Origin of the sequence: Cohnella cholangitidis (genome assembly GCF_014107495.1) — a bacterium.
Lineage (GTDB): Bacteria > Bacillota > Bacilli > Paenibacillales > Paenibacillaceae > Cohnella > Cohnella cholangitidis.
Map to the genome: position 1 here is coordinate 2538037 of NZ_CP041969.1, position 23920 is coordinate 2561956.

The window sequence follows — 23920 nt, forward strand, 5'->3', positions numbered from 1 at the left end:
CCTTCTCTCCACTATGGCCTTATTTCAATTTAAACTCGTCGAAACCGCTGCTCGCGGATGCATATTTCTTCTTCGAGATTCGTCCGGACAAATAGGCAAGCCTGCCCGCTTCGATCCCCAATCTCATCGCGCGCGCCATCCCGATGGGGTCCCTCGCCTTGGCTACCGGCGTATTCATCAGCACGCCGGATACGCCGAGCTCCATCGCCTGGGTCACGTCGCTTACGGAGCCAAGTCCGGCATCTATGATAACGGGAACTTTCGCTTCTTCGACGATCAGGCCGATATTATAGGGATTGAGGATCCCCAATCCCGTTCCGATAGGAGCTCCTCCCGGCATGACCGCCGCCGCGCCCGCTTCTTCGAGACGTTTGCACATGACGGGATCATCCGGCAAGTAAGGCAAAACCGTGAAGCCTTCCTTAACGAGAATTTCCGTCGCTTTTAATGTCTCGAGCGGATCCGGCAGCAGCGTACGCTCGTTCGCGCTAATCTCGACCTTGATCCAATCGCTCAAGCCGGATGCGCGCGCCAGCCTGGCGATCCTAACGGCTTCCTCGGCCGTGCTCGCGCCGGAAGTGTTCGGCAGATACCGATATTGCCCCTCCTGCAGATGTTGCAGGATGGAATCGTCCTCGGTCGCTTCCAGGTTGATTCGCCGGATGGCGAAGGTCAGCACCTCCGCTCCCGATGCTTTGATCGCTTCCATCTGAACATAAGGATTCGGAAACAAGCCCGTCCCGATAAAAAAACGGGAAGTTAATTCATGGCTGCCAATGCGCCAAACATCGTTCTTCACTTGTCTCATCCCCCTCCCACAAAATGAACCAGCTCAAGCCGCATGCCGGGGCGAACCTCCGCGGTCGCCCATTGCTCCTTGGTCAGAACCGCTCCGTCCGCTTCCACGACGACCGGCTTGCCCTCCAATCCGAAGTGCGCGATCACCTCTTGGACCGTATGAACGTTCAACTCTTGCCGCAATCCGTTGATTACGAGCTCCACGCTATCACCTCGTCTTATTCAGCTTGCTTAGAAAAGCTTCGCAAGTTCCCTTCACGTCCGTACTGCCTACGATTTCGCTAACCGCGCAAATCCGTGTCGCTCCCGCTTCGATTACCTCGTCGACATTACGCAATTTAATGCCCCCAATGGCCACGAACGGGATTTTGATCGTTCGGGCCACTTCCCGCACGTACGATACGGTCACCGGATCGACAACGTCCGCTTTCGTTGCGGTGCGGTAAACGGGACCGACTCCGATATAATCCGCGCCCTGACGCTCCGCTAGCAGCGCCTCTCCGATTGCATGGGTTGAGATCCCGATGATTTTGCCGCCGACGATTTTCCGCGCTTCCGCCAGCGGCAGATCCTCTTGGCCGAGGTGAATGCCGTCCGCGTCGACTTCCATCGCGATATCGATGTGATCGTTGACGATAAAGGTCACGCCATGCTTGAGTGTCAACTCCCGCAGCTCTTTCGCTTTTCGTAGCAGCTCCGGCTTTTCGCTTGTTTTATCCCTGAGCTGGATGATATCCACTCCCCCGAGAATGGCCTCTTCCATCACCTCGATAATGTCACGTCCCGGATGAAATTGTTCGCCTGTTATCGCATATAAACGAAAATCCCTCATATCCCACGGCTCCTCCAATCAATTCCCGATATAACGGGCATATAAAATTTTGGCCCTAATCAAATCATCCGTGCCCTGCACCAATACGCGCCCGTCCGGAAACAACACAAGCCGTTCGCCCTCGGGAAGCTCCGCCCTTAGCAAGTAGGCGTTCGCGGCAACCTTCGCGGCCGCGGGCTCTAGCCTTAGGCGCCACGACGCCAGATCCAACGGCCCGTTGCCAGCGATTTGCACCGTCCCCCGGCCGCACAAGGTAACCATCTCCTCGCGCTCGGCATAATCAAGAGCGGGATATTGCTTCAACTGACAGCAAGGGCAATCGTTCAGAGGTTCCCCGAGCTTCATCTCGTAGTAGCGGTTTTCCCACACATCGAACGTAAGCAAGCTGTTTCTCCTTTTCTCTCCGGCTTCGACCAGAAACTTCAAAGCCTCGACCGCTTGATAGGAAGCGACGATATCGACGACCGGAGCGATTACGCCGATCGTATCGCAAGTTTGCCCGCCGGCATCCGCCGACTGAATGAAGCAGCGCAAGCACGGAGTCGCGCCCGGCACGAGTATCGCGCTCATTCCCCTCGAGCTGACGGCTCCGCCATAGGTAAAGGGAATTCCCTTGCGGAAACAAGCGTCATTGAGCAGGAACCTCGTTTGAAAATTATCCGTGCCGTCCAACACAAGATCTATGTCCTCAATCAGCGACTCGATATTATGAACGGTAACGTCGGCCACGATCGGCTCCAGCCGGACGTCGGAATTGAATTTACGGAGCTTCTTCTCGGCCGCGATCGCCTTCGGATAGCCGTTCTCCACATCCTCTTCGTCGTATAGCATTTGCCGCTGCAAATTGCTCGTCTCCACGTAATCCCGATCGACGATACGCACCAAACCCACTCCGGCTCTCACCATGTGGTTGGCCAGCACGGTGCCAAGAGCTCCCATTCCTATAATGCACACCGCGCTATCCTTCAGTTTTCGCTGCCCCTCTTCGCCGATCGGCGCAAACAGCATCTGCCTGGAATATCGTTCATTCATACGCCGGTCTTCCTTCCCGTCACAAATTGACGAATGCCTGCTCCGCCTTGATCTCCTTCTTCAGTTGACCGTGCTCCGTCAGCCATCCGATAACCGAGTTCCATGACTGCTCCGATTGGATGCCGAACGGCTCCGAACCCGCGTCCATCAGCGGGAGCAAAATTGCCAAGCTCATTTTCTCTATATCCGCATCCAACGGGAAGTCCGCGCTTTGCTTGTCGAGCAACAGCTGCAAGGCTTGTTCGGGGTGGCTTGCGGTATATTCCTGTCCTTTGGCAGCGGCGGCCATGAATTTCTTATACGCCTCGCCATTGTTCTTGACGCCGTCCTCGCTGGCCGTCAGCACGAGCTCGTAATAATCCGGAACCCCGTACTTGGAAGGGTCGAACGTCGCAAGCTTCTCTCCTTCCTTCTCCAGCAACAGCTTCTCGTGATTTACGTAACCCCCGATAATGGCGTCTACTTTTTCAGTCGTCATCGCGGGAATGAGATCCCATCCGATATCTACGTAATTCAGCTTGGACGGATCTCCGCCGTCCGATTTCACCATCGTATTCACGACGGCTTCATCGAGAGGAAGGGAAGGATAGCCGATTTTCTTGCCTTCCAAATCCTTAGGGCTTTGCACCCCCGCCGATTCCAGCACGAACAATTGGTTAAGCGGATGCCGGACGATCGCGGCTACGGATACGATCGGAATATCCTCGGAGCGCGATACCGCCACCTGCATTTGATAACTAAGCGCAAGATCCGCTTTTCCCGTCGCTACCAGCTTGAGGGCATCGTTCGTGTCCGCCGGCGTCTGAAGCTTGACCTTCAATCCCGCGTCCTTGAAATATCCTTGTTCTTCGGCGGCATATAGAAAGGTATGCACCGCGTTCGGATACCAGTCCAGCAGCACGGTGAGCTCAGTCAGCCCGGACTCGGCTTGCTTATTCGAGGCGCATCCCGCTACCCCGACCATTGCTAGCGAAAGCGCGATAGACCACCAACTTCTTTTAATCCAATGACGATACTTCACTGTAAAACTCCCCTCTTCAACTTAAAATCTTTTATTTTTTTGCGATCGACGATGGGCCAGAACCGCCCTTTCCGCCCACTGAACGGCTAAGAACAAGGCGATTCCCATGACCGACAGCAGCAGAACTCCCGAGAAAACCGCTTCGCCGCGCAACATATTCGATGATCTCTTCGTGTACATGCCAAGGCCCGATTCCCCTCCCAACCATTCTCCGAGCGTCGCCCCTCCGACGCTGATCGCGGCGGCCATCTTCAAACCGGTAAAAAAACCGGGCAGAGCCGATGGAATTTTCCATTTGAGGAACAATTGGCGTTTGTTAGCCCCCACCGTTCTCATCCATTCCCCGATATCCGGGTCGGCGGAGCGGAACCCGTCCGCCGTATTCACGGCTATGGGAAAGAAAGTGAACAGGATGACAACGGCCACCTTGCTACCTAATTCATAACCGAACCACATGACCATGATGGGCGACAAGGCGATGATCGGTATGGTCTGGGACGCGACGATCAACGGATAAATCGTCTTTTTGGCCAAACCGGAGCTCTCGATCCACACCGCGGCCAACGTACCGACTACGGCGGAAATTCCGAGCCCGAGCAGCGCCTCCCCCAAGGTGATGGCAAAGTGCTTGCCGAGCAGCCGTCCGTTGTCCCCTATGGAAACCATGACGTCGGAGAGCTTAGGGATGATGTAATGCGGGATATCGAAAATCGTCGTTCCGATTTCCCATCCGGCAGCCGATAAGAACAGAAAGACTAGCACCGGCAAACTATCCGCGAAGCTGCGTCTCATAACCTTCTTCCTTTCGATTCGCCGGAATCCCGTTCATACAGCCCGAGCAGCCGGCGCTTCAAACCGATGAATTCCTCGTCCATCACGGTTTCATAAGTTCGGGGCCGGGGCAAATGAACCTCAAGCTCTTTAAAAACCCTAACGGGCGATTCCGCCGCAACGAGCACCCGGTCGGACAGGAGCAGCGCCTCATCCGCATCATGGGTTATGAACAAGATCGTCTTGCGGCGCTGCTCCCAAACCCGCATGAGCCATTCCTGCATGCTAACGCGCGTCATGGCGTCCAAAGCGCTGAAAGGCTCGTCCAGGAGGAGCAGTTCGCCCCCTCCCAGAAGGGAGCGCAGAAACGAGACCCTCTGACGCATCCCGCCCGACAGTTCGTCGGGGTATTTGTTTTCCGTTCCTTCCAGTCCCATCTCCGGGAGCAACTCCAACACCCGGCGACGGGCCTCCCGCTTCGCCGTTCCTCCAAGCTCCAGTCCCAACGCGGCATTATCGAGCACGGTTTTCCATGGCATCAGGGCATCCTTCTGGGGCATATACCCGATTTTCCCCAGCTTGGAGGCCTCGGCGGCGGAGGCTTTCGCCTCTCCGATGGCAATCGTACCGGATTGGGGGAGCAGCAGACCCGCGAGCAGCCGGAATAAAGTCGTCTTTCCCATGCCGCTTGCCGCAAGAATGCTAACGAATTCCCCTTGTTTAATCTCGAAGTCCAACCCCCGGAATAAAGCAGGCTCTCCGGGGAAGGAATAGGCAAGTCCTTGAACCGACAGCGCTACCTGCCGACCATTCCGATTCTTTTCGCTCAAATCGGCCACTCCTCTTGCCGATAAGCCATATCCCAGAACAGATATTCCAGCTTCGAGGTCGTCGCGAAGTGCTCCTCCAATCGGATGAGCTCACGTTCGGGCAACCCTTCCGCCAACCGGTCCATCAGGCCGATGCACCAATCGGTTAGCGCGCCGAATTCCTCGGAACTGTACATCAGGATCCACTCTTTGAACAACGGATGGTCCAGCGCGCCGGGAAACTTCGCGAACGCGGTGCCGATCTCCCGGTAACTCCACATGCAAGGGAGCAAGGAGGCAACCACCTCGGCGAGCGAGCCTTGCGCAGCGTCCAGCATGTACTTCGTATAAGCGACGGTTGTCGGAGATGGCCGGGTCTTCTCCAGCTCTTCCCGCGTCACGCCGAATCGCTCGGCATATTGCCGGTGAAGCTCCATCTCCACGTTTAACGTGGAATGGAACAGCTCCGCGAACTTGACCATCGTCTCCAGATCCGGCGACTTCAAGCCGCCGATGGCGAACATCTTGGCATAATCTATCAGATACACGTAGTCCTGCTTGAGGTAATAAATGAACCTACCCGGATCCAGCGTCCCTTCCCTCATCTCGATCAAGAACGGATGCCGATGGCTTCTCTCCCATACTTCATGGGTCGAACGATACAGCCTGTCGCTAAATCGGCCCTCTGAATGAATCATTGCTTCTGTTCCTCCTTCTCTCAGGAAGCAGGCGCGGACAATACAAAAAAACCATTCGAGAATACACGAATGGTTACGATTCGATATGTTCTCTACGCCAGCATTACCTGGTTCAGATTAACGGTCAGGAAAACGAGTTTCCTATCTCAGCCGGACTTCATCCAGCACCCGTACTTGAATATTCAATTAAACCAACTATAGCTTACAGGATTTTCATAGGCAAGAATAACTTTTCATTTCAATGCTGCAGCGAAGACAAAAGAAGCCCCTTCAAGTACTGAAGGAGGCTTCTCGTAACAAACGGCTTAATGCTTGATTTCCGACTGAGCCAGCCGCACGAGCATGTGCGCGAGGTTGTGTTGTTCGTCTTTCGTGCCGACTTTCCACAATTCTTGAAGCAGATGCTCCTCGCTATTGCGGGGTTCTTCATGGCTAGCCAAGTAGTCGGCCACTTTCTGAGCGATCTTAGCGATCTGTTCCTCGCCCATGCCCATGTTCTCGGCCATTTTAATACGCTTGCCTAAGTACCCTTTGAACTCTTCGAAGTTCTTAAGAATACGTTCCTTCTCCGAGGAGTCGATTCGGGAAATCGCGCCCGCTACCTGGCTCGGATTAACATCGCCGTCTTTGCCGACGACATGGTTGTGCTCTGTCATCTGATTGCCTCCCAGCGTGGATTGATCGTGCCTATTTCATTTTGTCCAATCCGCCGCCGTTTAAATCCCCTACAACCCTTTGTTCGTTAGTTTGACAATCTCTAGAAGGCTTGTTCTGCGCTGCGTCTGATCCTCGTACAACCACGGGCCCTCCACGCGGTCGACGAACAATACGCCGTTGAGATGATCGATTTCGTGCTGGATGCAACGGGCCAAAAATCCTTCGCCCTCTATCTCGACGCGCTCTCCTTGCCGATTAAGCGTCGTAATCTTCACGTAATTGGCGCGTTTGACGAATCCATGATATCCGGGAAACGACAAACATGCTTCTGCGCCCTCTTGCTCCCCGCTCAATTCCACGATTTCCGGATTTATTAGCTCTATCAATCCAGTGCCGCAATCCATCACGATTACCCGGCGCAAGATGCCTACTTGAGGCGAGGCCAGACCGGCACGACCTTCGGACGCGTAGAGCGTCTCCGCCATATCGTCCAACAGCTTAACGATTTTCGGCGTAATCTCCTCGACGGGTTTAGCTTTCTTACGCAAGATGGATTCTCCGAAAGGTACGATATTCAATACGGACATTTGGCGTATATGCCCCTTTCCCCTGTAGCATGCCCCGAAATTGCAATTCCGCGCCTACTATAACATATTTTCGAATCCTGCCTCAATGACTTTTCCTGAATAAAAGCGGACTTGGAGAGCAACTCTAATAGATCATGTCCCTCGACCAATCTCCCTGCAAGGGCGTATCGGGAAGGATAGGAAGCTTCAGTTCTTCGACCGCGGTCTGCAAATATTGTTTGCCAAAAGCAAACCCATCCCCTTGCCGCTCCGGCTTAGCCGCCGCGGGCAATTGCCCGGATTGCTGTTCGCTCAAGCGATTTAACGTCTGAAGGTCCCTTTGGTACAATGAAGCATCCCACCGAATTTGCGACAATACGCCCGCCACGATCGCTACCGGGAAACCGCTCGCTTCGGAGACGACGGCGGCCGCCCTGTCAGGCTGATTGCGGATGAATTCATGCGCTCTTAAGTGGGCTTTCAAATAAGCAATCACGACCTCCTCATTGCCTTGAACCCAATTTCCGTCGGCCAACAATCCGGTCAGATAGTCTCCGCCCACCCCTTCGGAGAGAACAGGTACGCCTGCCCCTATGGACTGCACCCAGCTTAGGTAAGGCTCCCACAGTACGCTTGCCGCTACATCCCCTTCTATGATTCCGTTCAAGCAATCTCCCATCGTCCGATGGACGACCGGAGCCGATTCCAGCCCGAAAGTGCTCGACCAATCCTGCAGCCGGTACGAAGCGCTCGAATTGCCGACGGTCGAGATCGCGGCGCCGTTCAAATCCTCCGGTCGATGGATAACGCTGCCGGTCGGAACGACCAGCGAGATGCCGCCCCCATTGCGCGTCTTGCCGTCGAAAGCCAGAAACAACGGTTTGAACCGCGGCAAAACGTGGCTGAGCGCCCGGCTGGCCATGATCGGATAATCCCCGATGGACGCGATATGCAGGTTGCCGCCGATCAGTTCCTCCACGAGCTCCATCCCGTTGGGAGCATTGACCCACTTTACCTTGTAGTCCGCCGAAGGAGCTATTCCGCGAAGCTCCTCTTCGAATAAGCCTAGCCTCTTGATCACTAGGGTGCTCCACAATAACGCCGCTCCGCTCTGGTAACCGACCGTAATGACCCGCGAGGAGGAGGAGATTTTAACCGTTCCTTCTTGTTCTTGAGCGCGGGCGTGCAGATGGACCCAAGCTTGCAATTTATTTTTATCGATCCAGATTTCTTTCCCGATCTTAATATGAGGCAGCTTCTTGTCTTTGCGCCAACGGTCGATGGTCGCCCGGCTAACGCCCAATATATCCATCGCTTCCTGCAAGTTTAACAAATCGAAACGTTCGTTGGGCATTCTCATCACACCTCCGCGGCAAACGTTTAATTCAAACTATTATTATAGGAATTATAAGTTATTCTTATCTTAATCGAATCGCGCGCAAACTTCAACGAAAATGGAAGTTTATGGGTTGCTTCCTCATTCCTCCTCATTGCTCCTCATATCTCCGCTATGTATTGACACTTATTAAGCAGGGTGATAATTTCTTGTTAATAAATTCATAGTAAGTTTATTGGAATTATTAGTTTTTCTAAAAAATATTATTAGTCGAGGGGTAGTGAAGAGAATGAAAAACACGATTCAGAAAAACAACAAACTGGTTAGCGGGGTTATCGTCCTAGCATTGGTATTCGCATTGACGCTGCTGTCGGCGTGCGGTTCCAAAAACAACGAAGCTGGTTCTCCGAGCGCGAAAGCAAGCTCAGCCAGTCCGAGCGCGGCATCAAGCCCGAGCGAAGAAGCGGCTAGTCCTTCCGTAGAAGCGAATAAAACGATTCGCATCGGATATCAGAAGTACGCTTCCATCAATATTTTGAAGGAAAAAGGCGGCTTGGAAGACAAGCTGAAAGAAATCGGCTACAAAGTGGAATGGACGCAGTTCCCGGGCGGTCCGCAGTTGCTGGAAGCCGTGAACGTAGGTAGCATCGACTTCGGCAACGTCGGCGAAGCGCCTCCGATCTTCGCGCAAGCAGCCGGTACGCCTCTCGTCTACCTGGGCCACTCGCCTGCCAGCCCGAAGGCGGAAGCCATTCTCGTTCCGGAGAACTCCCCGATCAAGACGGGAGCCGATCTGAAAGGTAAAAAAGTCGCCTTAAACAAAGGCTCCAACGTCCACTATCTGCTCGTGAAGTATTTGGAAAAGGAAGGCTTGAAATATTCCGACATCGAAGTCGTGTTCCTTCCTCCGGCGGACGCAAGAGCCGCATTCGAGAGCGGCAACGTCGATGCTTGGGTCATCTGGGAGCCGTTCTACTCCGCCGCCCAATTGGCAACGAAAGCGCGCGTGCTGGCCGACGGCGAAGGGCTTGTCGACAACTATGAATATTATTTGAGCACTCGGAAGTTCGCGGAGAACGATAAAGCAGCCGTCGACGTGCTGCTCGAACAATTAAACGAATCCGACAAGTGGGCCAAGGAAAATCAATCCGAGGTGGCCAAACTGCTCGCACCCGCGCTCGGGCTCGACATCCCGTCCTTGGAGCAAGCTCTGTCCCACCGCGGTTTCGGCGTAGAGCCGATTACCGACGACATCATTGCGGCGCAACAGAAAATCGCCGACGTCTTCTTCGAGCTCAAATTGATCCCGACCGCTATCGATATCAATGACGCCATTCTGAAATAAAAGATCCAAACCATACCCTGCACGGGATTGAGGAGACAAACATATGGAATTATTCTGGTTCATCCCACTGCACGGCGATGGCAGATATTTAGGAACCTCGGAGGGAGCAAGGGCAGTCGATTTCGACTACACCCGGCAAATCGCCCAAGCGGCGGATCGGCTAGGCTATCACGGCGTACTCGTGCCGACGGGCAAAGCCTGCGAGGACGCGTGGATCGCGGCCTCCTCCCTGATCTCCGCGACTAGCAAGCTTAAATTTCTGGTCGCCGTTCGGCCGGGGCTTATGTCTCCATCCACCGCGGCGCGAATGGCTTCGACGCTCGATCGTTTCTCTAACGGCAGACTGCTGGTCAACATCGTTACGGGAGGGGATCCCCATGAGCTAGCCGGGGACGGAATTTTCCTCTCTCACAAGGAAAGATACGAACAGACCGACGAGTTCATGACGATCTGGCGACGCCTCATGCAAGGGGAGCAGGTCACTTACAACGGCAAATACTTGCGGACGGAGGAAGGGCAACTGCTCTTCCCTCCTCTGCAGAAGCCGTATCCTCCGGTTTATTTCGGAGGCTCGTCTCCGGCGGCGCAACGGATCGCTGCGGATCATGTCGATTTCTACTTGACTTGGGGCGAGCCTCCGGAAGAAGTCGCCAAGAAAATCGCCGAAGTACGCAAGCTTGCGGAAGCAAGCGGCAGAACGGTTCGATTCGGCATTCGGCTTCACGTGATCGTCCGGGAGACGAACGAAGAGGCTTGGGCGGCGGCCGACCAACTGATCCGTTATGTGGATGAGGATACTATCGCCGAGGCGCAGAGCATTCTTGCGCGATACGATTCCGTCGGACAGAAACGGATGGCCGACCTGCACAAGGGCGACAGATCCTCGCTCGTCATCGGGCCTAATCTATGGGCGGGAATCGGGCTCGTCCGCGGCGGCGCGGGAACCGCGCTGGTCGGCGATCCGCAATCGGTGGCGGCCCGGATTAAGGAGTACTACGAGCTTGGCATCGAGACGTTCGTTTTCTCCGGGTATCCGCACCTGGAGGAAGCCTATCGGGCAGCGGAATTGCTATTCCCGCTGCTTCCGTTGAAAGCCCGGAGCGCGCTGGATCAATCATCGGCCATCGAAGCTTACGGAGAACTTGTAGCCTACAACAAACGCCCGGGTAAAGTGACGGGCCCGCAAGGTGGAGGAACGACGCATGAACTTGTTCAACAAACTCGTCAATAACCGGTTCGCGCCGGCCTACGTGCCTATTCTCGTCATTGCCGTATGGCAGCTGCTGGGCCAGCTCGGATATATTTCCACCCGTACATTGCCGACTCCGCTCAAAGTAGCGGAAGCCGGCGTTTCTCTCGTGAAGTCGGGGGAGATTTTCAACTATACGCTCGACAGTACCCGGAGAGCTTTTATCGGTCTTGGCATCGGCGGAGGAATCGGCTTCTTGCTAGGGCTGCTTAACGGGATGTCCCATTCCGCCAATCGGCTGTTAGACAGTACGTTGCAGATGGTTAGGAACGTCCCCCATCTGGCCTTGATCCCTCTAGTCATCATTTGGTTCGGGATCGACGAGAAAGCGAAAATTTTCCTGGTCGTTCTCGGCGTCTTCTTCCCGATCTACATGAACACGCTGCACGGCATCCGTTCGATCGACCCCGGTCTGATCGAGATGGCAAAGGTATACGGCCTTAGAGGTTTCGCGCTGTATCGCGAGGTCGTCTTGCCGGGAGCTTTATCCTCCATCCTTGTCGGCCTGCGGTATGCTTTGGGCTTCATGTGGCTGACGCTCATCGTCGCCGAGACGATCTCCGCCAACTCCGGCATCGGCTACATGGCCATGAACGCCCGGGAGTTCATGCGAATAGATATCGTCGTCTTCGCCATTATTATCTATGCCGTTCTTGGAAAGTTGTCGGACTCCGCGGCCAAATGGATGGAGCACAAGCTGCTTCAGTGGAATCCGAATTATGCCAAACGCTAGCGAGAAGAGAGGAACCTGTTCATGAGTAAAATAGTAGATAAAGGGGCCCGCCTTCTCGTTCGCGGCGCATCCAAGGGGTTCGGGGACAAGTCGGTATTGAAAGGCGTAGAACTCGATATCCCCGCCGGCCAATTCGTTGCCATCGTCGGTCGAAGCGGCTGCGGCAAAAGCACCTTGCTGAGGTTGATAGCCGGGCTCGATCGCCCGACGGAAGGCACGCTATCCGTTGACGGAGCGGAGATTCAAGGGATTCGCGAGGATACGAGAATGCTATTCCAAGACGCGCGGTTATTGCCGTGGAAGAGAGCCGTTTCGAACGTGCAGGTAGGCATCAAATCGAGGGACAAGGAGCAAGCGCTGGAGGCGCTCGCGCAAGTCGGACTAGCCGATCGCGCCAACGAATGGCCCGGCGTATTATCCGGCGGACAGCGCCAACGCGTCGCTTTGGCCCGGGCGCTCGCCGGTTCTCCGAGGCTTCTGCTGCTCGACGAACCGCTGGGCGCGCTGGACGCCCTTACCCGCATCGATATGCAGGAGCTGATCGAGAGTTTGTGGGCGGAGCAGCAATTCACCGCCGTGCTCGTCACCCACGACGTCAGCGAAGCGGTTGCGCTCGCCGATCGCGTTATCCTGATCGAGAAAGGGCGCATCGCCTTGGACGTGAACATCACCCTCGATCGGCCGCGCGAACGGGACAGCGGCTTCGCCCATTTCGAGAAGCTGATCCTCGATCGGATTCTAGAGCGCAACGAAAGCGACTATACTCGGAATAAGAAGTTGTCCTATTCGATATAGGCCGGGGCTCGCCATAGTCGCTTTTTGCGACGATGAGAGCGAGTTTCGCGGACCGCGGCTCGCCATAGTCGCTTTTTGCGACGATGAGAGCGAGTTTCGCGGGGTGGGGCTCGCCATAGTCGCTTTTTGCGACGATGGGAGCGAGTTTCCGGGACCGGGGCTCGCCATAGTCGCTTTTTGCGACGATGGGAGCGAGTTTCCGGGACCGGGGCTCGCCATAGTCGCTTTTTGCGACGATGGGAGCGAGTTTCCGGGACCGGGGCTCGCCATAGTCGCTTTTTGCGACGATGGGAGCGAGTTTCCGGGACCGGGGCTCGCCATAGTCGCTTTTTGCGACGATGGGAGCGAGTTTCCGCGGACCGCGGCGCTCGCCATAGTCGCTTTTTGCGACGATGGGAGCGAGTTTCCGGGACCGGGGCTCGCCATAGTCGCTTTTTGCGACGATGGGAGCGAGTTTCCGCGGACCGCGGCTCGCCATAGTCGCTTTTTGCGACGATGGGAGCGCGTTTCGCGGGGTGGGGCTCGCCATAGTCGCTTTTTGCGACGATGAGAGCGGATCAGCCCAGCCACTCCTCCGGCAGCAAGCGCGCATACTGAGGCTGTAAGTAGCGGTCGTCAACGAGCATAAGCGCTCCCCGGTCCCGTTCCGAACGGATCAACCTTCCGCCCGCCTGCAGCACTTTGTTCATGCCGGGGTAAACGTACGCGTAGTCGAAACCGTTGCGCCCTTCGTCGTCAAAATAGCTCTTGATCAGATTTCTTTCCAACCCGATCTGCGGCATGCCTACTCCGATGACCGCGACTCCGCTCAGGCGGTCGCCCGCCAGGTCGATGCCCTCGGAGAATATGCCGCCCATGACCGCGAATCCGACCAGCGTCCGAGTATTTCCCGCGTCGAATGCGGCCAAGAAGCTTTCCCGCTCTTCCTCCGGCATATCGGACGTCTGCAGTAAGGTGCGAATATCCCCCTCGGCCGCGACGAAATCCCCATATACTCCGTTCATGTATTCGTAGGATGGGAAAAAAAACAGATAATTGCCCGGACGTCCTCGCACCAACTCCAATAGCGTACTGACGAGCCGGGGCTTCGTCCGTTCCCGGTCCGCGTACCTCGTAGAAAGCGGAACGATAGAGACCTCCCATTGCTCCCTCGCAAAAGGAGAGCCAAGCGTAACCGAATAGTCCTCCTCGTCCGCGCCCAGCATGTCCATAAAGTAATTAAGGGGAGACAGCGTAGCCGAGAAAAACACATGCGCGCGATACCCTTTCCCCATCTGCCTAAGCAAATGCGACGGATTCAAGCAGAACATTTTCAACCGCACGTCGTTCCGAACGACTTCCGAATAGGTAATGTATCTCTCATCGTACAGCTTCCCGATTCGAATGAAGCTGACCGCTCGGAAGTAAACCTCCAGCAGCTTCGCGCTGCCCGATCCCGAACCGCCTCCGGCAAGCACTCTCTCTGCCTCGGAGACGAAAGCTTCCACCATTTCCATTAGATCGGCCGGTCGGTCCTTCGTCATCGTTGCTTGTCCGTCCGATCGCTTCTTCCGCTCGATGAACCACTTATTCACCGCTTTGGCAGCGGAATGAATATCCGCCTGAACTCCCTTGAACTCCCGCTCCAGTTCGAGAAAATCCCTTTTCTCCAATTCGGCCGAATACATCTCTCGGGCCCGATCGATCAAATTATGCGCCTCGTCCGCCAACAATACGGTTTGATGCTTCTGTTCCCCCGTCATCCTTTTCAAGGAAACGCGCGGATCGAAAATATAATTGTAATCGCAAACGACCGCGTCCGCTCCGTATGCCGCATCGAGGGACATTTCGAAGGGACAAACCCTATGTTTCCGGGCATACCTCTCGACGACCTCGCGATTCATCAACGTTTCGTTGCCCAGCATATCCAGAATCGCGCCGTTTATCCGATCATAGTATCCATCCGCGTACGGACATTTGTCTCCCCGGCAATCGACTTCCTCTTGAAAACAAATCTTGTCCTTAGCCGTTACCGTAACCGAACGAAGGTTTAGCCCGTGGGCTTTCATAAGGGACAACGTATCCTCGGCCGCCGTCCGCGTGATCGTTCGGGCCGTCAAGTAGAACAGATGCTGGATCTTCCCGAGGCCGATCGCCTTGATTGCGGGATACAACGTCGAGATCGTTTTGCCTATGCCGGTCGGAGCTTTGGCGAACAATTTCCGCCCTTCGTCGATCGACTTATAGACGGCGCCTACGAGCTTCCGCTGCCCTTCCCGATAATCCGCGAACGGAAATGCCAAACCCGCGATGCTCTCGTCCCGGGCGCGTTTGTTGCGATGAAGCAGACGCGCATAAGGAGCATAACGTTCCACGACTTCCCGCACGAACGCCTCTAGCTCCTCCAAGGAGACTTCCTGCTCGAAACGCTTCTGTTCCTCCGTGTCCACTTGAACATAGGTTAAGCGAACGCGCATTTGCCGCATGCCGTTGTCCACGGCGTACATGTACGCATAGAACTTCGCTTGCGCCCAATGGACGGGCTGCGAGTCCTCCTCCGTCATCGCCCCGATGTCCCTCGACGTCGATTTGATTTCGTCTACCGTAACGCCGCCATCCTCGGCAAGAAGAAGACCGTCGCAACGTCCGTCCACGGAGAAAAGGAGATCCTCATGGAGAACCTCCGCGCTTACGTACACTTCCTTCTTGTCTTGCTCGCCGTATTGCTTCTGGATTTTCTGATGGGCTTTCGTCCCTTCGGACAGCGCGCTTACCGCCCGGAAACCGGAATCGATGCTCCCGCTTAGGTAAACATATTCGACTAGCGCTCTCACCGACAGGGCAATCTTATCCGGCAACGGCAACATGAACAACCCTCCGACCACAGAACGTTTGTTCTATTGTAGCACATACTACCGGATAAAGCCTGCTGAAGGTCGGTATCGAGGTTGCTTCTCAATTCAGATCATAGAGAGAAGAAGCGGCTTTCTTCGCAATTTGTCGCTCGACTCCCCGGCATTTGCATTCATATCAGCAACGTATCACGAAGAAGCTAGCCTTTACGCTTACCATATCGCCCGATAGCGGTACCGACGCCCCGTTCCCGACCGCCAACCCCCGTTAACCCCCACATTCGGCTCTATAAGCGACTGCCGTCCCGAATACTTTCTTGCTTATATATTAAAATTTGTTTTATGATCTAGGTAAATTATGAAGTTATTGGATATAACCAAGAATGCGGGGATGTAGATTGAAAATTATAATTAAGCAGATGAATAGCGTAAAGCCTTACGAGAAATACCTATTAGTTGGTATAATCCTCTTCTATACGATTGCACGATTATTTATTGGTTATCTGAATGGTTATAGAAATGAACATATCTTTATTTATACTTTATCAGATCATTTTTTCATCTCATTCATGCATGTTTTCTTAATTGGTATTACGATCCTGATTCTAATCAACATTATGACCTCTCAAAGATTTGGGGGGCTGTTTATGCTGATTGTCATTTCTCCCTTTTTGTTGATTGCCTCCATTTTTCTTGCATGGAAGATCCATTTGTCCGACGGAGATTTCAACTATTATCTTCTGAAACGTCAGACCCAATTACAGTTTGTTGCAACTCTTCACAATAATCAAAAGGAAGCAATACCTCGATCCATCACATTTTTTGAACAAAGATATCCATTCATTTACCGCAAGTTAAATACCGTTTCAATCAATGACCAAGATAAATATATAGCGAGCAATTTATCAAACGGTGCATATAGATTGGAGCCATCAGCTGATAATAAAGAAGTGCTTTTAACCTTAAATGAGGGAGGAGCTTATAAGATTCTAAGGGAGTAATGTGAGATCTTTTTTATTACTTAAAGTCTCGACAGCTTTTATTATATCTAAATAGTTTAATACGACACCGCGTTAATTTGGTATAATAGATTTAACTATACCGAACGGATGGTGTTTCCATGCTTCGTTCTAATCGCGATAAACAACAGAACTATGAATTTGTTTCCATCGAAGATCTTGTTCCCGCCGATCACATGCTTCGAAAGATCGATAAATATATCGACTTCTCTTTCATCGATGATAAGGTACGCCCACTTTATTGCGAAGACAATGGTCGTCCCGCTGTTGATCCGGTCGTACTCTTTAAGATGATTTTTCTGGGCTACTTCTATGGCATTCGGTCCGAACGGCAGTTGGAGCGAGAAATCCAGACTAATCTTGCTTATCGCTGGTTCCTCGGCCTCGGATTGACTGACCGCGTGCCGGATCATACGACGATTAGCTGGAATAGAAGAACACGGTTTAAGGATACAACTGTATTTCAAGATATCTTTGATGAAATCGTCTTACAAGCGATCTCACACCGGATGGTCGGCGGAAGAGTCCTTATTTCCGACTCGACTCACATCAAGTCCAGCGCCAATAAACATAAGTACACCAAAGAACAAGTACAGCAAAATACGAAGGCGTATGTGGACGAGCTGAACGCCGCTGTTGAAGCTGATCGGAAGGCGCATGGAAAAAAGCCCTGAAACCTAGAGAGGAGGTGAACGAAGACAAGGAAGTGAAGGTTAGTACCACCGATCCCGATAGCGGGTATATGGTTCGGGACGGCAAGCCGGAAGGCTTCTTTTATCTGGACCACCGCACGGTTGATATGAAGTACAATCTCATTACCGATGTCTTTGTCACGCCAGGTAACGTACATGATTCGATGCCCTATCTCGAACGATTGGACCGTCAACGCGAAAGATTCGGTTTTCAGGTAGAAGCAGTAGCATTGGATTCAGGTTACCTCACAGCACCGATCTGTAAGGGGTTGGACACGCGGAAAATCTTTGGCGTTATTGCTCACCGCAGATTCCATCCTACACAAGGCCTGTACCACAAACATGAATTTAAGTATGATGACGAGCGAGATCTTTATATTTGTCCGCAAAAGCAGGAGTTACCGTACAAAACGACAGACCGACATGGTTACCGACACTATGCTTCTGATCCGCAGCAATGCGCGTCATGTCCGATGTTAAACAAGTGTACCCGGTCACAGAACCGCCGAAAAGTCGTGACTCGGCACGTGTGGGAAGAGAGCAAAGAGCGCGTGCGACTTAACCGGCTGAGCAAGTCGGGCAAGAAGCTATACCGCAAACGAAAAGAAACGATTGAGCGAAGCTTTGCGGACGCCAAAGAGCTCCACGGGTTTCGCTATTGCCGTTTGCGAGGACTGCGAAATGTGACCGAGCAAGCGCTTATGACTGCTGCTGTACAGAATATGAAGAAGATTGCCCTCCATCTGGACAGGAGGGAAATGGGGTAATAATCTCCCCAGATCCCCCCTCTTCCAGGCACCTAAATAAAAAAAGAAACCCAATGTCTAAAAAGACGTGGGTTTCTCGACGATCTGAGAGGGGTATCCCCCTCTATTTTTATTTTTTTAGATCTTCGATTCGATGATCTCGCGGTATGCTTGTGCAATTTCTGCTGCCTGACTGTTACTATAATTTACAACGTTGAAGGCTGGTTTGAAAATCAAGTCTCTTACATTAGCATATGCTAAAGGGATTTCGGTTGTAAGAAGATAGTAGGCGTTCTCCTCAAGCTGATTAAGATGCCCGTAGCGGAGCGTAAAGTTAGCGAATCTGTTTTTGTAATGATTTATGTCAGTATAATAGGTCTTGAAAATTTCTGGTAATTTGCGGCTGTAATTACTGTTCATCATAACAGATACAAGGTACGCATCAATGTCTGAAAGTAAATCGGAATTACTGAAGGTGCTTATACCTACTTCAGAATTAATGAGAGCCTTCGCTGCTAGATAAACTGAGGGATATAGACCATTATTATAGGCTTTCACTGAATCTCCGGCACAAGTGATTAAATCTCCAATCGCCCCGGATAGTTCAGCCCATACAACATCATCAAGGAGGTAAGTATAACTATTTGCTGTAGCTGCCCAATGCGGAATATCGATTTCAATTCCGGTTTCAGGATCATAAAACGTTTCCAATGGAGGGTTATTCATAGTTGTTTTGACATGATTGATAAAATTATCATCAGTATTACCCGCAACAGTATCCCAAAGAAGTCCATCATAGTTAACATGGCGCAAATAGTGCAAGGTCTTCTGATTAGCCATGTAAATGTCGTTATTTGTATAATCCATTGCTAACTGATGGATATCTTGAAGATGAGATATAAATACTTCGTTTTGCATTTCTTTGCTCAAAGGCGGCTCATATCCTGTATCAACCTCATTTACAGCTGGATCTCGTCCGGAAGCAATATTTTTGTCAATTTCAATTAATCCATCCCCTGACCCAACTGAAATTGTGGTGATTTGATCGAAAGCCCAGTTACTAGGAAGAGGATAGCCCATATTTCCGCTAAATCCTGACGACATATCGCTCACAAAGCTTGTAACTGCCAGTCCCTCGTTCGATACGCGAGTACATACGTTTCTTGGCCCGTATATTCCGATTTTATACTTTGCGCCTCCACTTACCATAGTGTTAGATAAGGCTCGGAAGTAAGGTAGAATATTCGATGTAACTTGCCCATCTGAACAATCAAAATCGACAGCAAAGTAGATAATGGCATTTGTCTTAAATCCATATGACGAGGCAGCATTTTTAGCCGCTACCGCATCTCTTGCACCTTGGTAGGCTGTGAAGTAATTAACACTGCTTCCTGACGATTGATAGATCGGAAATACTTTCAGCCCAGCATTGAATATCGTTTCCAGCTCACCTGGCTTGATTTTTTTCCAATCACCAACGATATATCGGCCAATAATTCTATACCCGCTCGAAAATAAGGTTTGCGCTCTCGCCGGTGTAATGGTGGTTACGCAGTCACATGCAGTCCCCGCTCTATTTTTATCACCATAACTGATAAATAAGGAGGCTAATGTTTGTTTTCCCGCTATTCCATCAGCTGTTAACTTAACGAAACTTTGAAAGTTTTTAACTATGCCTTTCAATGCAGCATCAAAGACTCCAGTAAAATAGTACGGATAGAAGTTGTTAAGGAATAGCCCATATCGAAGTAGCTTAATAAAGTCTGCCTTCGTGCTACCCTCAGATAGCGTAGGTAAAAGGGATAAGGTTTGAGGTCCAAACGTACCATTGGGAACCGGAATCCCTTCTTCGACCTGTACGCCATATATAAGAGCTTTAGCTAAAGTTCTTGAGCGCAATCCATCACAAGGAACAAGCCCAATATCCGGACCAAATACGATGCCATATTTGCGATTAAGATTTTGTTGAATTGTCCGAAGTTCGGAATCTCCGAGATTCACAAATGCATCCATCGTAAGTAGAGCTTTCATAAATAAAGGAGTAGTAACGCCATCAGGATTTTCGAAACCGGCATCGGACTGAAATGACTCTATTGCCGCCTTTGTTCCATTTCCATAAGTGCCAGTAAAACCTGTCGGATTGTAGCCTTTACAGAAGAGTGCCCCTTGGACAATCTTCACAAGATTAATATTCGTGGATAACTCGGATATTGTAGGACATAAACTAAAAGTTTGCGGTCCGAAGGACCCGTTGGGTGCAGAAACTCCGATCTCGATCTGTAATGCAGTAATAAGGCCTCTAATTGTTCCCCAACCTGTAATTCCATCTTCAGCGACCGGGGTGAAATTTGAGTTGTTTTCATATGTGTCATTCAACCAACCTTGAACGGCATGTACCATTTGATCCATCGTAATTCCTTCTTTCTTTTTATTTTTTCAAAAATAGAGCTTCATGTATATCGACCAGGCGATCCTCCCTTAAATGGAAAGTATCTATGTTAAAACTGTGGCCAACTTATTAAGCACAGTTATTACCCCGTTCCGATTGCATAAAATTCGAATCTATTTGTTTTTTTCGTCGATATAGTTAAGGAAATACGCTTTAGAGCGTTGTACTAATTTGCGAACCTTGTTATTGTAATTTCCCTCACCGAGAGCATGAGCAAGTTCATTATTACTTGTTCCACGATCAAGTAACGAAACCACATTTGCGTATCGCGAGTTAACTTTCCTGAACTCAGCTAATAAATTCTGAACTTCAATTTTTTCGAAATATTCTTGTTCTGCTGATGGTGAATGAGGAAGAACTGCCTCTCCAAGGGTTATTCCCTCATCATCAAATGCAATTTTTCGATCAAGAGAATCAAGTTGTGCCTTGTAGTATCGAATACCTCCCCGATCTTGATCATTACATTTTGTTTGATATGAACGCCAAACATCAGCTTCTCGGAGTTTAAGATAACTTTGAAAGCGAGGCATGAAATCACCAATCGCGAGATCATAACCAATCGTAGATTGATATAATGCTTGTCCAAAATGGGATTCAAAGTCCTCTTGTGGTATATAAATCCCCCATTGCAGAGCTTTTGCACTTGATCGAACAGCCCAAAAATGCAGAAATGGATATATTTCAAAAAAAAGATCTCTAAAAGTTGTCTGATTTCTTGTTAGTGAGAATTCGTAAGCTAAATCATTAATTTTTTTCCATTTATTTTGATCGCCATGTTTATATTCTCCTCTCTCCGTTCTGTTTATCTTTATGTCGAATAGGAACATATGTTCGTGACATAGTAAAAAAATATCATTACCAAGGTTAATTATCAATGAATTATTTATAATTTTTGGATTAAAACCCAGATCATAACATGTTTATCGCATCTAGCACCTCATACTTCGCACAAAAAACGTATCCAAATTTTGGATTATTAGGAATCCCGCTACGATCAATCAGACCACTCATTAATAAGAACATGGACAAGTCACGGATAAATGACCTCTTACGACATAATAGTTTGAGTCTAATTAAAGGAGGGGATTGTATTCATGGAACAATCGATGATTGAAAGTGCAACCCAACAGGGTATTTGGGCGGTCTTATTTATCTCTTTATATCTCTATCAACTGCGTGAGGGTAAGCGAAGAGAGTCAGAAAGCAAAACGCGTGAAGAAAAACTTACCGACTTTATTAGTGAAATGTTGAAGCAATTCGAGGGGTTATCGAGACAATATGAAAACATATCTGACGATGTGCAAGAAATAAAAAGTGAACTCATAGGAAAAAGTAAGAAAGCGGTGGTACATCGGTCCTGAGTTCTGACGGATTTATCTCTTTTATTTATTCAGAACAAGAATCCCCCGACTTAAAACACTATCCAAAAAAAGAAAGAGAAACCCACGTCAAAAAAACGACGTGGGTTTCTCGATCAAAAACCTTCTCTTCATGTATTATTTTATTCCCACCAAAGGTCGAAGGCAGTAGTAGTCATGAGCCTAATAGAAGTCATAGTACGTAAGGTGTAGCAACACCCCCTGAAGAGCCGAAACAAGGGATTCGGGATGAGCGATCTCTTCTTATAGTAGAAAGTAAATTCAGCAAAAGCTTTATAAATCTGGAGGCGTTAGCGGTAGTTCCCGGAAATGCGCGATAACTTGGATTAGAACGTCGTAGGCTTCTTGAAGTGTTTTTACCCCCGCTCCGTCGTTGAATTTCGTGATGAGTTCGGCGGCATATCGCAGGTCGTTCGCGGTACCGTAATCGGGCGCGTCTGCGGCTGCGTCTGTGTAAATTTGCGGATTAAAATCGGTGGTAATTACTTGGAGTGGCGATAATGAAGTGTAATTATCTAAAAACGTGCCTAAGCGTTCGGTGGAATCGACTATATTCATATAGGACTTAACCGGTCCAACCTTAACCGTCGCATTTACCCAATTTGCGCTGAAGACAATTCCCAAAACAATTACTATTAGAACCAGCGCGGTGACATCACGTTTTAAGTTGTTGGTCATTGGAAGAACCTCCCAAAAAAATCTAATTATATATCATGATAATACTTTGCATCACGAGTCACAACCTAAAAATAAAAACGACATACCTAAGCGTAAGGTAATGGCGGATGAGGCGTCAACCTTAACAAAACTACTAGGAGGAATTTGAATGCCAGTTATTGGGTATATCGGTCCAGGCGACGCTTTTATTATGGAGGTTATGAACCAAGATACGGCACCATTGGCTTATTGGGTAAGTACCTATCCTTTAGGAGACGTTCCCGTTTATAGCACACTTGGTGGAGACCCTAGCGGATTCGCAGTGGACTTTGTTAGATTTCGTCAGGATAACGGTACTTGGGGTACTGGTTATATCGACTATGAGTCAAACGACAATAATCTGTGGAGACTAGAAGAAAAATCTGATTTAGGTAGTCTTACTATTGGAGGTAATTCTTGTCGGATTGCAGGGGTTAGGCGTGCTGCGAAAGTCGTTAATGAATTAGGTACAACAGTATTTGCTTCGTTGACTACGTCTAAAGTAGCTTTTGCCACTGAAGCATTCAGACATGATACGCTTTACAATTACGTACAAATTGCGTACTACTACGACGATACGAATAGCACTTGGAAAAGCATTTCGGGTCACGATATGTACATTGATACGCAGATTCTAGCGAGCGGCGACGGGAAAAGCGTATTTAACATCAAGCACAATTAAGGAACCTTTTTCTTGGGGCGTAGGTTTTTTCCTGCCCCCAAGTTTTTACTAAAACAAATAGGGGGAATCTAAATGGCAGGATCATGGGTTTATGTATATGGTGGGGAAACTGGATATATTAAAGATACTGCGGGCGGTTTTAATATATGGATGGTAAAGGGGCAACTAATTTTTGTCGAAGGTATTACAATGCGTACGTATACAACGGCGGGACAATGGCTTTACCCTGCGAATACCTCTCTCGGTACGGATTACATGTACGAGGTTGTACGTCAAGGTTCGGGCGGTACAAATGAATACGTAAACATTTACCGGTTGAACTATTTCAACTGCAAAAAATACGGTTCTAGCTTTTGTCACTTGCCCGGAAACGGCTCTGTATACTCGTTAAGAAATTCCGTAAATATTTATAACTCTACCCAAACAAGTATTATTTACACGATCCCAACTACGGAAAAAATCGTTTTCGACCCTGGAGTTTCCGAACCAAATGTGTATGGATTCACCAGAGGTTCTAACGTTTTCCAAACTTATGATTTCCGTTTTATTCGTGTATGGGGCGTTAAGAAAGCAGATGGAACATATACGCAATTTTCACAACCTGCCTATGTTGATTTCGATATTATTAAAAATCCTTCTAACTACGATATTAACACGATCTAAATATAATCGCCCTCCCCTTCGGGGTCGGGCGTTTTCCATAGCAAAAATTTATCTTAGAATGGTTACTTTACAAAAAATTAAAGAGCATCCCTTTCAGTTCGTACAATGTATACTTCACGAT

24 protein-coding genes and 1 riboswitch are annotated in these 23920 nt (G+C 50.2%); of the genes, 9 read left to right on the top strand and 15 right to left on the bottom strand.

The window, feature by feature from the left end:
• Positions 1–19: 19 nt before the first annotated feature.
• The 11 genes from FPL14_RS12060 to FPL14_RS12110 all read right to left on the bottom strand — a co-directional run bounded on the left by FPL14_RS12060 (position 20) and on the right by FPL14_RS12110 (position 8538).
• Positions 20–799 carry a thiazole synthase gene (locus tag FPL14_RS12060; protein ID WP_324617905.1) on the bottom strand — a complete coding sequence of 260 codons (780 nt, stop codon included), beginning with the start codon at positions 797–799 and terminating at the stop codon, positions 20–22.
• A gap of 5 nt (positions 800–804) precedes the next feature.
• Positions 805–1002, bottom strand: a complete 198-nt coding sequence (thiS, locus tag FPL14_RS12065; RefSeq protein ID WP_182303165.1) for a sulfur carrier protein ThiS — start codon at positions 1000–1002, stop codon at positions 805–807.
• A gap of 4 nt (positions 1003–1006) precedes the next feature.
• Complete coding sequence (thiE, locus tag FPL14_RS12070; RefSeq protein WP_182303166.1) at positions 1007–1630, bottom strand: thiamine phosphate synthase; 624 nt, start codon at positions 1628–1630, stop codon at positions 1007–1009.
• Between the two features lie 18 nt (positions 1631–1648).
• A complete protein-coding gene (locus tag FPL14_RS12075) occupies positions 1649–2662 on the bottom strand; it encodes a ThiF family adenylyltransferase (protein ID WP_182303167.1) in 1014 nt (337 codons plus the stop codon).
• Positions 2663–2681: 19 nt separating this feature from the next.
• Positions 2682–3683: an ABC transporter substrate-binding protein gene (locus tag FPL14_RS12080; protein WP_324617906.1), complete on the bottom strand. Its 1002-nt coding sequence runs from the start codon at positions 3681–3683 to the stop codon at positions 2682–2684.
• 21 nt (positions 3684–3704) lie between these two features.
• Positions 3705–4475 carry an ABC transporter permease gene (locus tag FPL14_RS12085; protein WP_182303168.1) on the bottom strand — a complete coding sequence of 257 codons (771 nt, stop codon included), beginning with the start codon at positions 4473–4475 and terminating at the stop codon, positions 3705–3707.
• Positions 4472–5284: an ABC transporter ATP-binding protein gene (locus FPL14_RS12090; protein WP_229263886.1), complete on the bottom strand. Its 813-nt coding sequence runs from the start codon at positions 5282–5284 to the stop codon at positions 4472–4474. Before FPL14_RS12090 ends, FPL14_RS12085 begins: the two co-directional genes overlap by 4 nt.
• The gene (tenA, locus tag FPL14_RS12095) at positions 5281–5961 is read right to left on the bottom strand and encodes a thiaminase II (protein ID WP_182303170.1); all 681 of its coding nucleotides are present in this window, start codon (positions 5959–5961) and stop codon (positions 5281–5283) included. Before tenA ends, FPL14_RS12090 begins: the two co-directional genes overlap by 4 nt.
• Before the next feature lie 72 nt (positions 5962–6033).
• Positions 6034–6143: riboswitch (TPP riboswitch) on the bottom strand.
• Between the two features lie 123 nt (positions 6144–6266).
• Positions 6267–6617: a DUF3243 domain-containing protein gene (locus tag FPL14_RS12100; protein WP_182303171.1), complete on the bottom strand. Its 351-nt coding sequence runs from the start codon at positions 6615–6617 to the stop codon at positions 6267–6269.
• A 69-nt stretch (positions 6618–6686) separates the two neighbouring features.
• Positions 6687–7205 carry a peptide deformylase gene (gene def / locus FPL14_RS12105; protein ID WP_182303172.1) on the bottom strand — a complete coding sequence of 173 codons (519 nt, stop codon included), beginning with the start codon at positions 7203–7205 and terminating at the stop codon, positions 6687–6689.
• A 124-nt stretch (positions 7206–7329) separates the two neighbouring features.
• On the bottom strand, positions 7330–8538 hold the full coding sequence (locus FPL14_RS12110) for a helix-turn-helix domain-containing protein (protein ID WP_182303173.1): 1209 nt from the start codon (positions 8536–8538) through the stop codon (positions 7330–7332).
• Between the two features lie 271 nt (positions 8539–8809).
• Between FPL14_RS12110 and FPL14_RS12115 the strand changes: the two genes are divergently transcribed.
• The 4 genes from FPL14_RS12115 to FPL14_RS12130 are packed head-to-tail and all read left to right on the top strand — an operon-like array spanning position 8810 to position 12642.
• The gene (locus FPL14_RS12115; RefSeq protein WP_182303174.1) at positions 8810–9865 is read left to right on the top strand and encodes a sulfonate ABC transporter substrate-binding protein; all 1056 of its coding nucleotides are present in this window, start codon (positions 8810–8812) and stop codon (positions 9863–9865) included.
• A gap of 43 nt (positions 9866–9908) precedes the next feature.
• Positions 9909–11096 (top strand): FMNH2-dependent alkanesulfonate monooxygenase, encoded by a 1188-nt coding sequence (gene ssuD / locus FPL14_RS12120; protein ID WP_182303175.1) that lies wholly within the window; start codon positions 9909–9911, stop codon positions 11094–11096.
• The gene (gene ssuC / locus FPL14_RS12125) at positions 11068–11847 is read left to right on the top strand and encodes an aliphatic sulfonate ABC transporter permease SsuC (RefSeq protein WP_182303176.1); all 780 of its coding nucleotides are present in this window, start codon (positions 11068–11070) and stop codon (positions 11845–11847) included. The genes ssuD and ssuC overlap by 29 nt, the downstream gene beginning before the upstream one ends.
• A gap of 21 nt (positions 11848–11868) precedes the next feature.
• Positions 11869–12642, top strand: a complete 774-nt coding sequence (locus FPL14_RS12130; RefSeq protein ID WP_182303177.1) for an ATP-binding cassette domain-containing protein — start codon at positions 11869–11871, stop codon at positions 12640–12642.
• Positions 12643–13199: 557 nt separating this feature from the next.
• On the opposite strand, the gene FPL14_RS12135 is transcribed toward FPL14_RS12130, so the two are convergent.
• On the bottom strand, positions 13200–15488 hold the full coding sequence (locus tag FPL14_RS12135; protein ID WP_229263887.1) for an ATP-dependent DNA helicase: 2289 nt from the start codon (positions 15486–15488) through the stop codon (positions 13200–13202).
• Between the two features lie 632 nt (positions 15489–16120).
• On the opposite strand from FPL14_RS12135, the gene FPL14_RS12140 reads away from it, so the two are divergent.
• Both FPL14_RS12140 and FPL14_RS12145 read left to right on the top strand, forming a co-directional pair.
• Positions 16121–16474, top strand: a complete 354-nt coding sequence (locus FPL14_RS12140) for a hypothetical protein (protein ID WP_182303178.1) — start codon at positions 16121–16123, stop codon at positions 16472–16474.
• A 119-nt stretch (positions 16475–16593) separates the two neighbouring features.
• Positions 16594–17951 (top strand): IS1182 family transposase gene (locus FPL14_RS12145; protein WP_182299851.1). Its coding sequence is split into 2 segments (ribosomal slippage): positions 16594–17164 and positions 17164–17951, totalling 1359 coding nucleotides; the frame shifts between segments, so codons are not numbered across the junction.
• A gap of 117 nt (positions 17952–18068) precedes the next feature.
• Here the strand turns inward: FPL14_RS12145 and FPL14_RS12150 are convergent.
• The gene (locus FPL14_RS12150; protein ID WP_182303179.1) at positions 18069–20339 is read right to left on the bottom strand and encodes a glycoside hydrolase domain-containing protein; all 2271 of its coding nucleotides are present in this window, start codon (positions 20337–20339) and stop codon (positions 18069–18071) included.
• Positions 20340–20492: 153 nt separating this feature from the next.
• Positions 20493–21206 carry a hypothetical protein gene (locus FPL14_RS12155; RefSeq protein ID WP_182303180.1) on the bottom strand — a complete coding sequence of 238 codons (714 nt, stop codon included), beginning with the start codon at positions 21204–21206 and terminating at the stop codon, positions 20493–20495.
• 267 nt (positions 21207–21473) lie between these two features.
• On the opposite strand from FPL14_RS12155, the gene FPL14_RS12160 reads away from it, so the two are divergent.
• Positions 21474–21740 (top strand): BhlA/UviB family holin-like peptide, encoded by a 267-nt coding sequence (locus FPL14_RS12160; protein ID WP_182303181.1) that lies wholly within the window; start codon positions 21474–21476, stop codon positions 21738–21740.
• 291 nt (positions 21741–22031) lie between these two features.
• On the opposite strand, the gene FPL14_RS12165 is transcribed toward FPL14_RS12160, so the two are convergent.
• Positions 22032–22436 (bottom strand): hypothetical protein, encoded by a 405-nt coding sequence (locus FPL14_RS12165; RefSeq protein ID WP_182303182.1) that lies wholly within the window; start codon positions 22434–22436, stop codon positions 22032–22034.
• Between the two features lie 148 nt (positions 22437–22584).
• On the opposite strand from FPL14_RS12165, the gene FPL14_RS12170 reads away from it, so the two are divergent.
• Together FPL14_RS12170 and FPL14_RS12175 are read left to right on the top strand one after the other, a co-directional pair.
• Positions 22585–23136 carry a hypothetical protein gene (locus FPL14_RS12170; protein ID WP_182303183.1) on the top strand — a complete coding sequence of 184 codons (552 nt, stop codon included), beginning with the start codon at positions 22585–22587 and terminating at the stop codon, positions 23134–23136.
• A gap of 72 nt (positions 23137–23208) precedes the next feature.
• Positions 23209–23799: a hypothetical protein gene (locus FPL14_RS12175; protein ID WP_182303184.1), complete on the top strand. Its 591-nt coding sequence runs from the start codon at positions 23209–23211 to the stop codon at positions 23797–23799.
• Positions 23800–23920 lie beyond the last annotated feature (121 nt).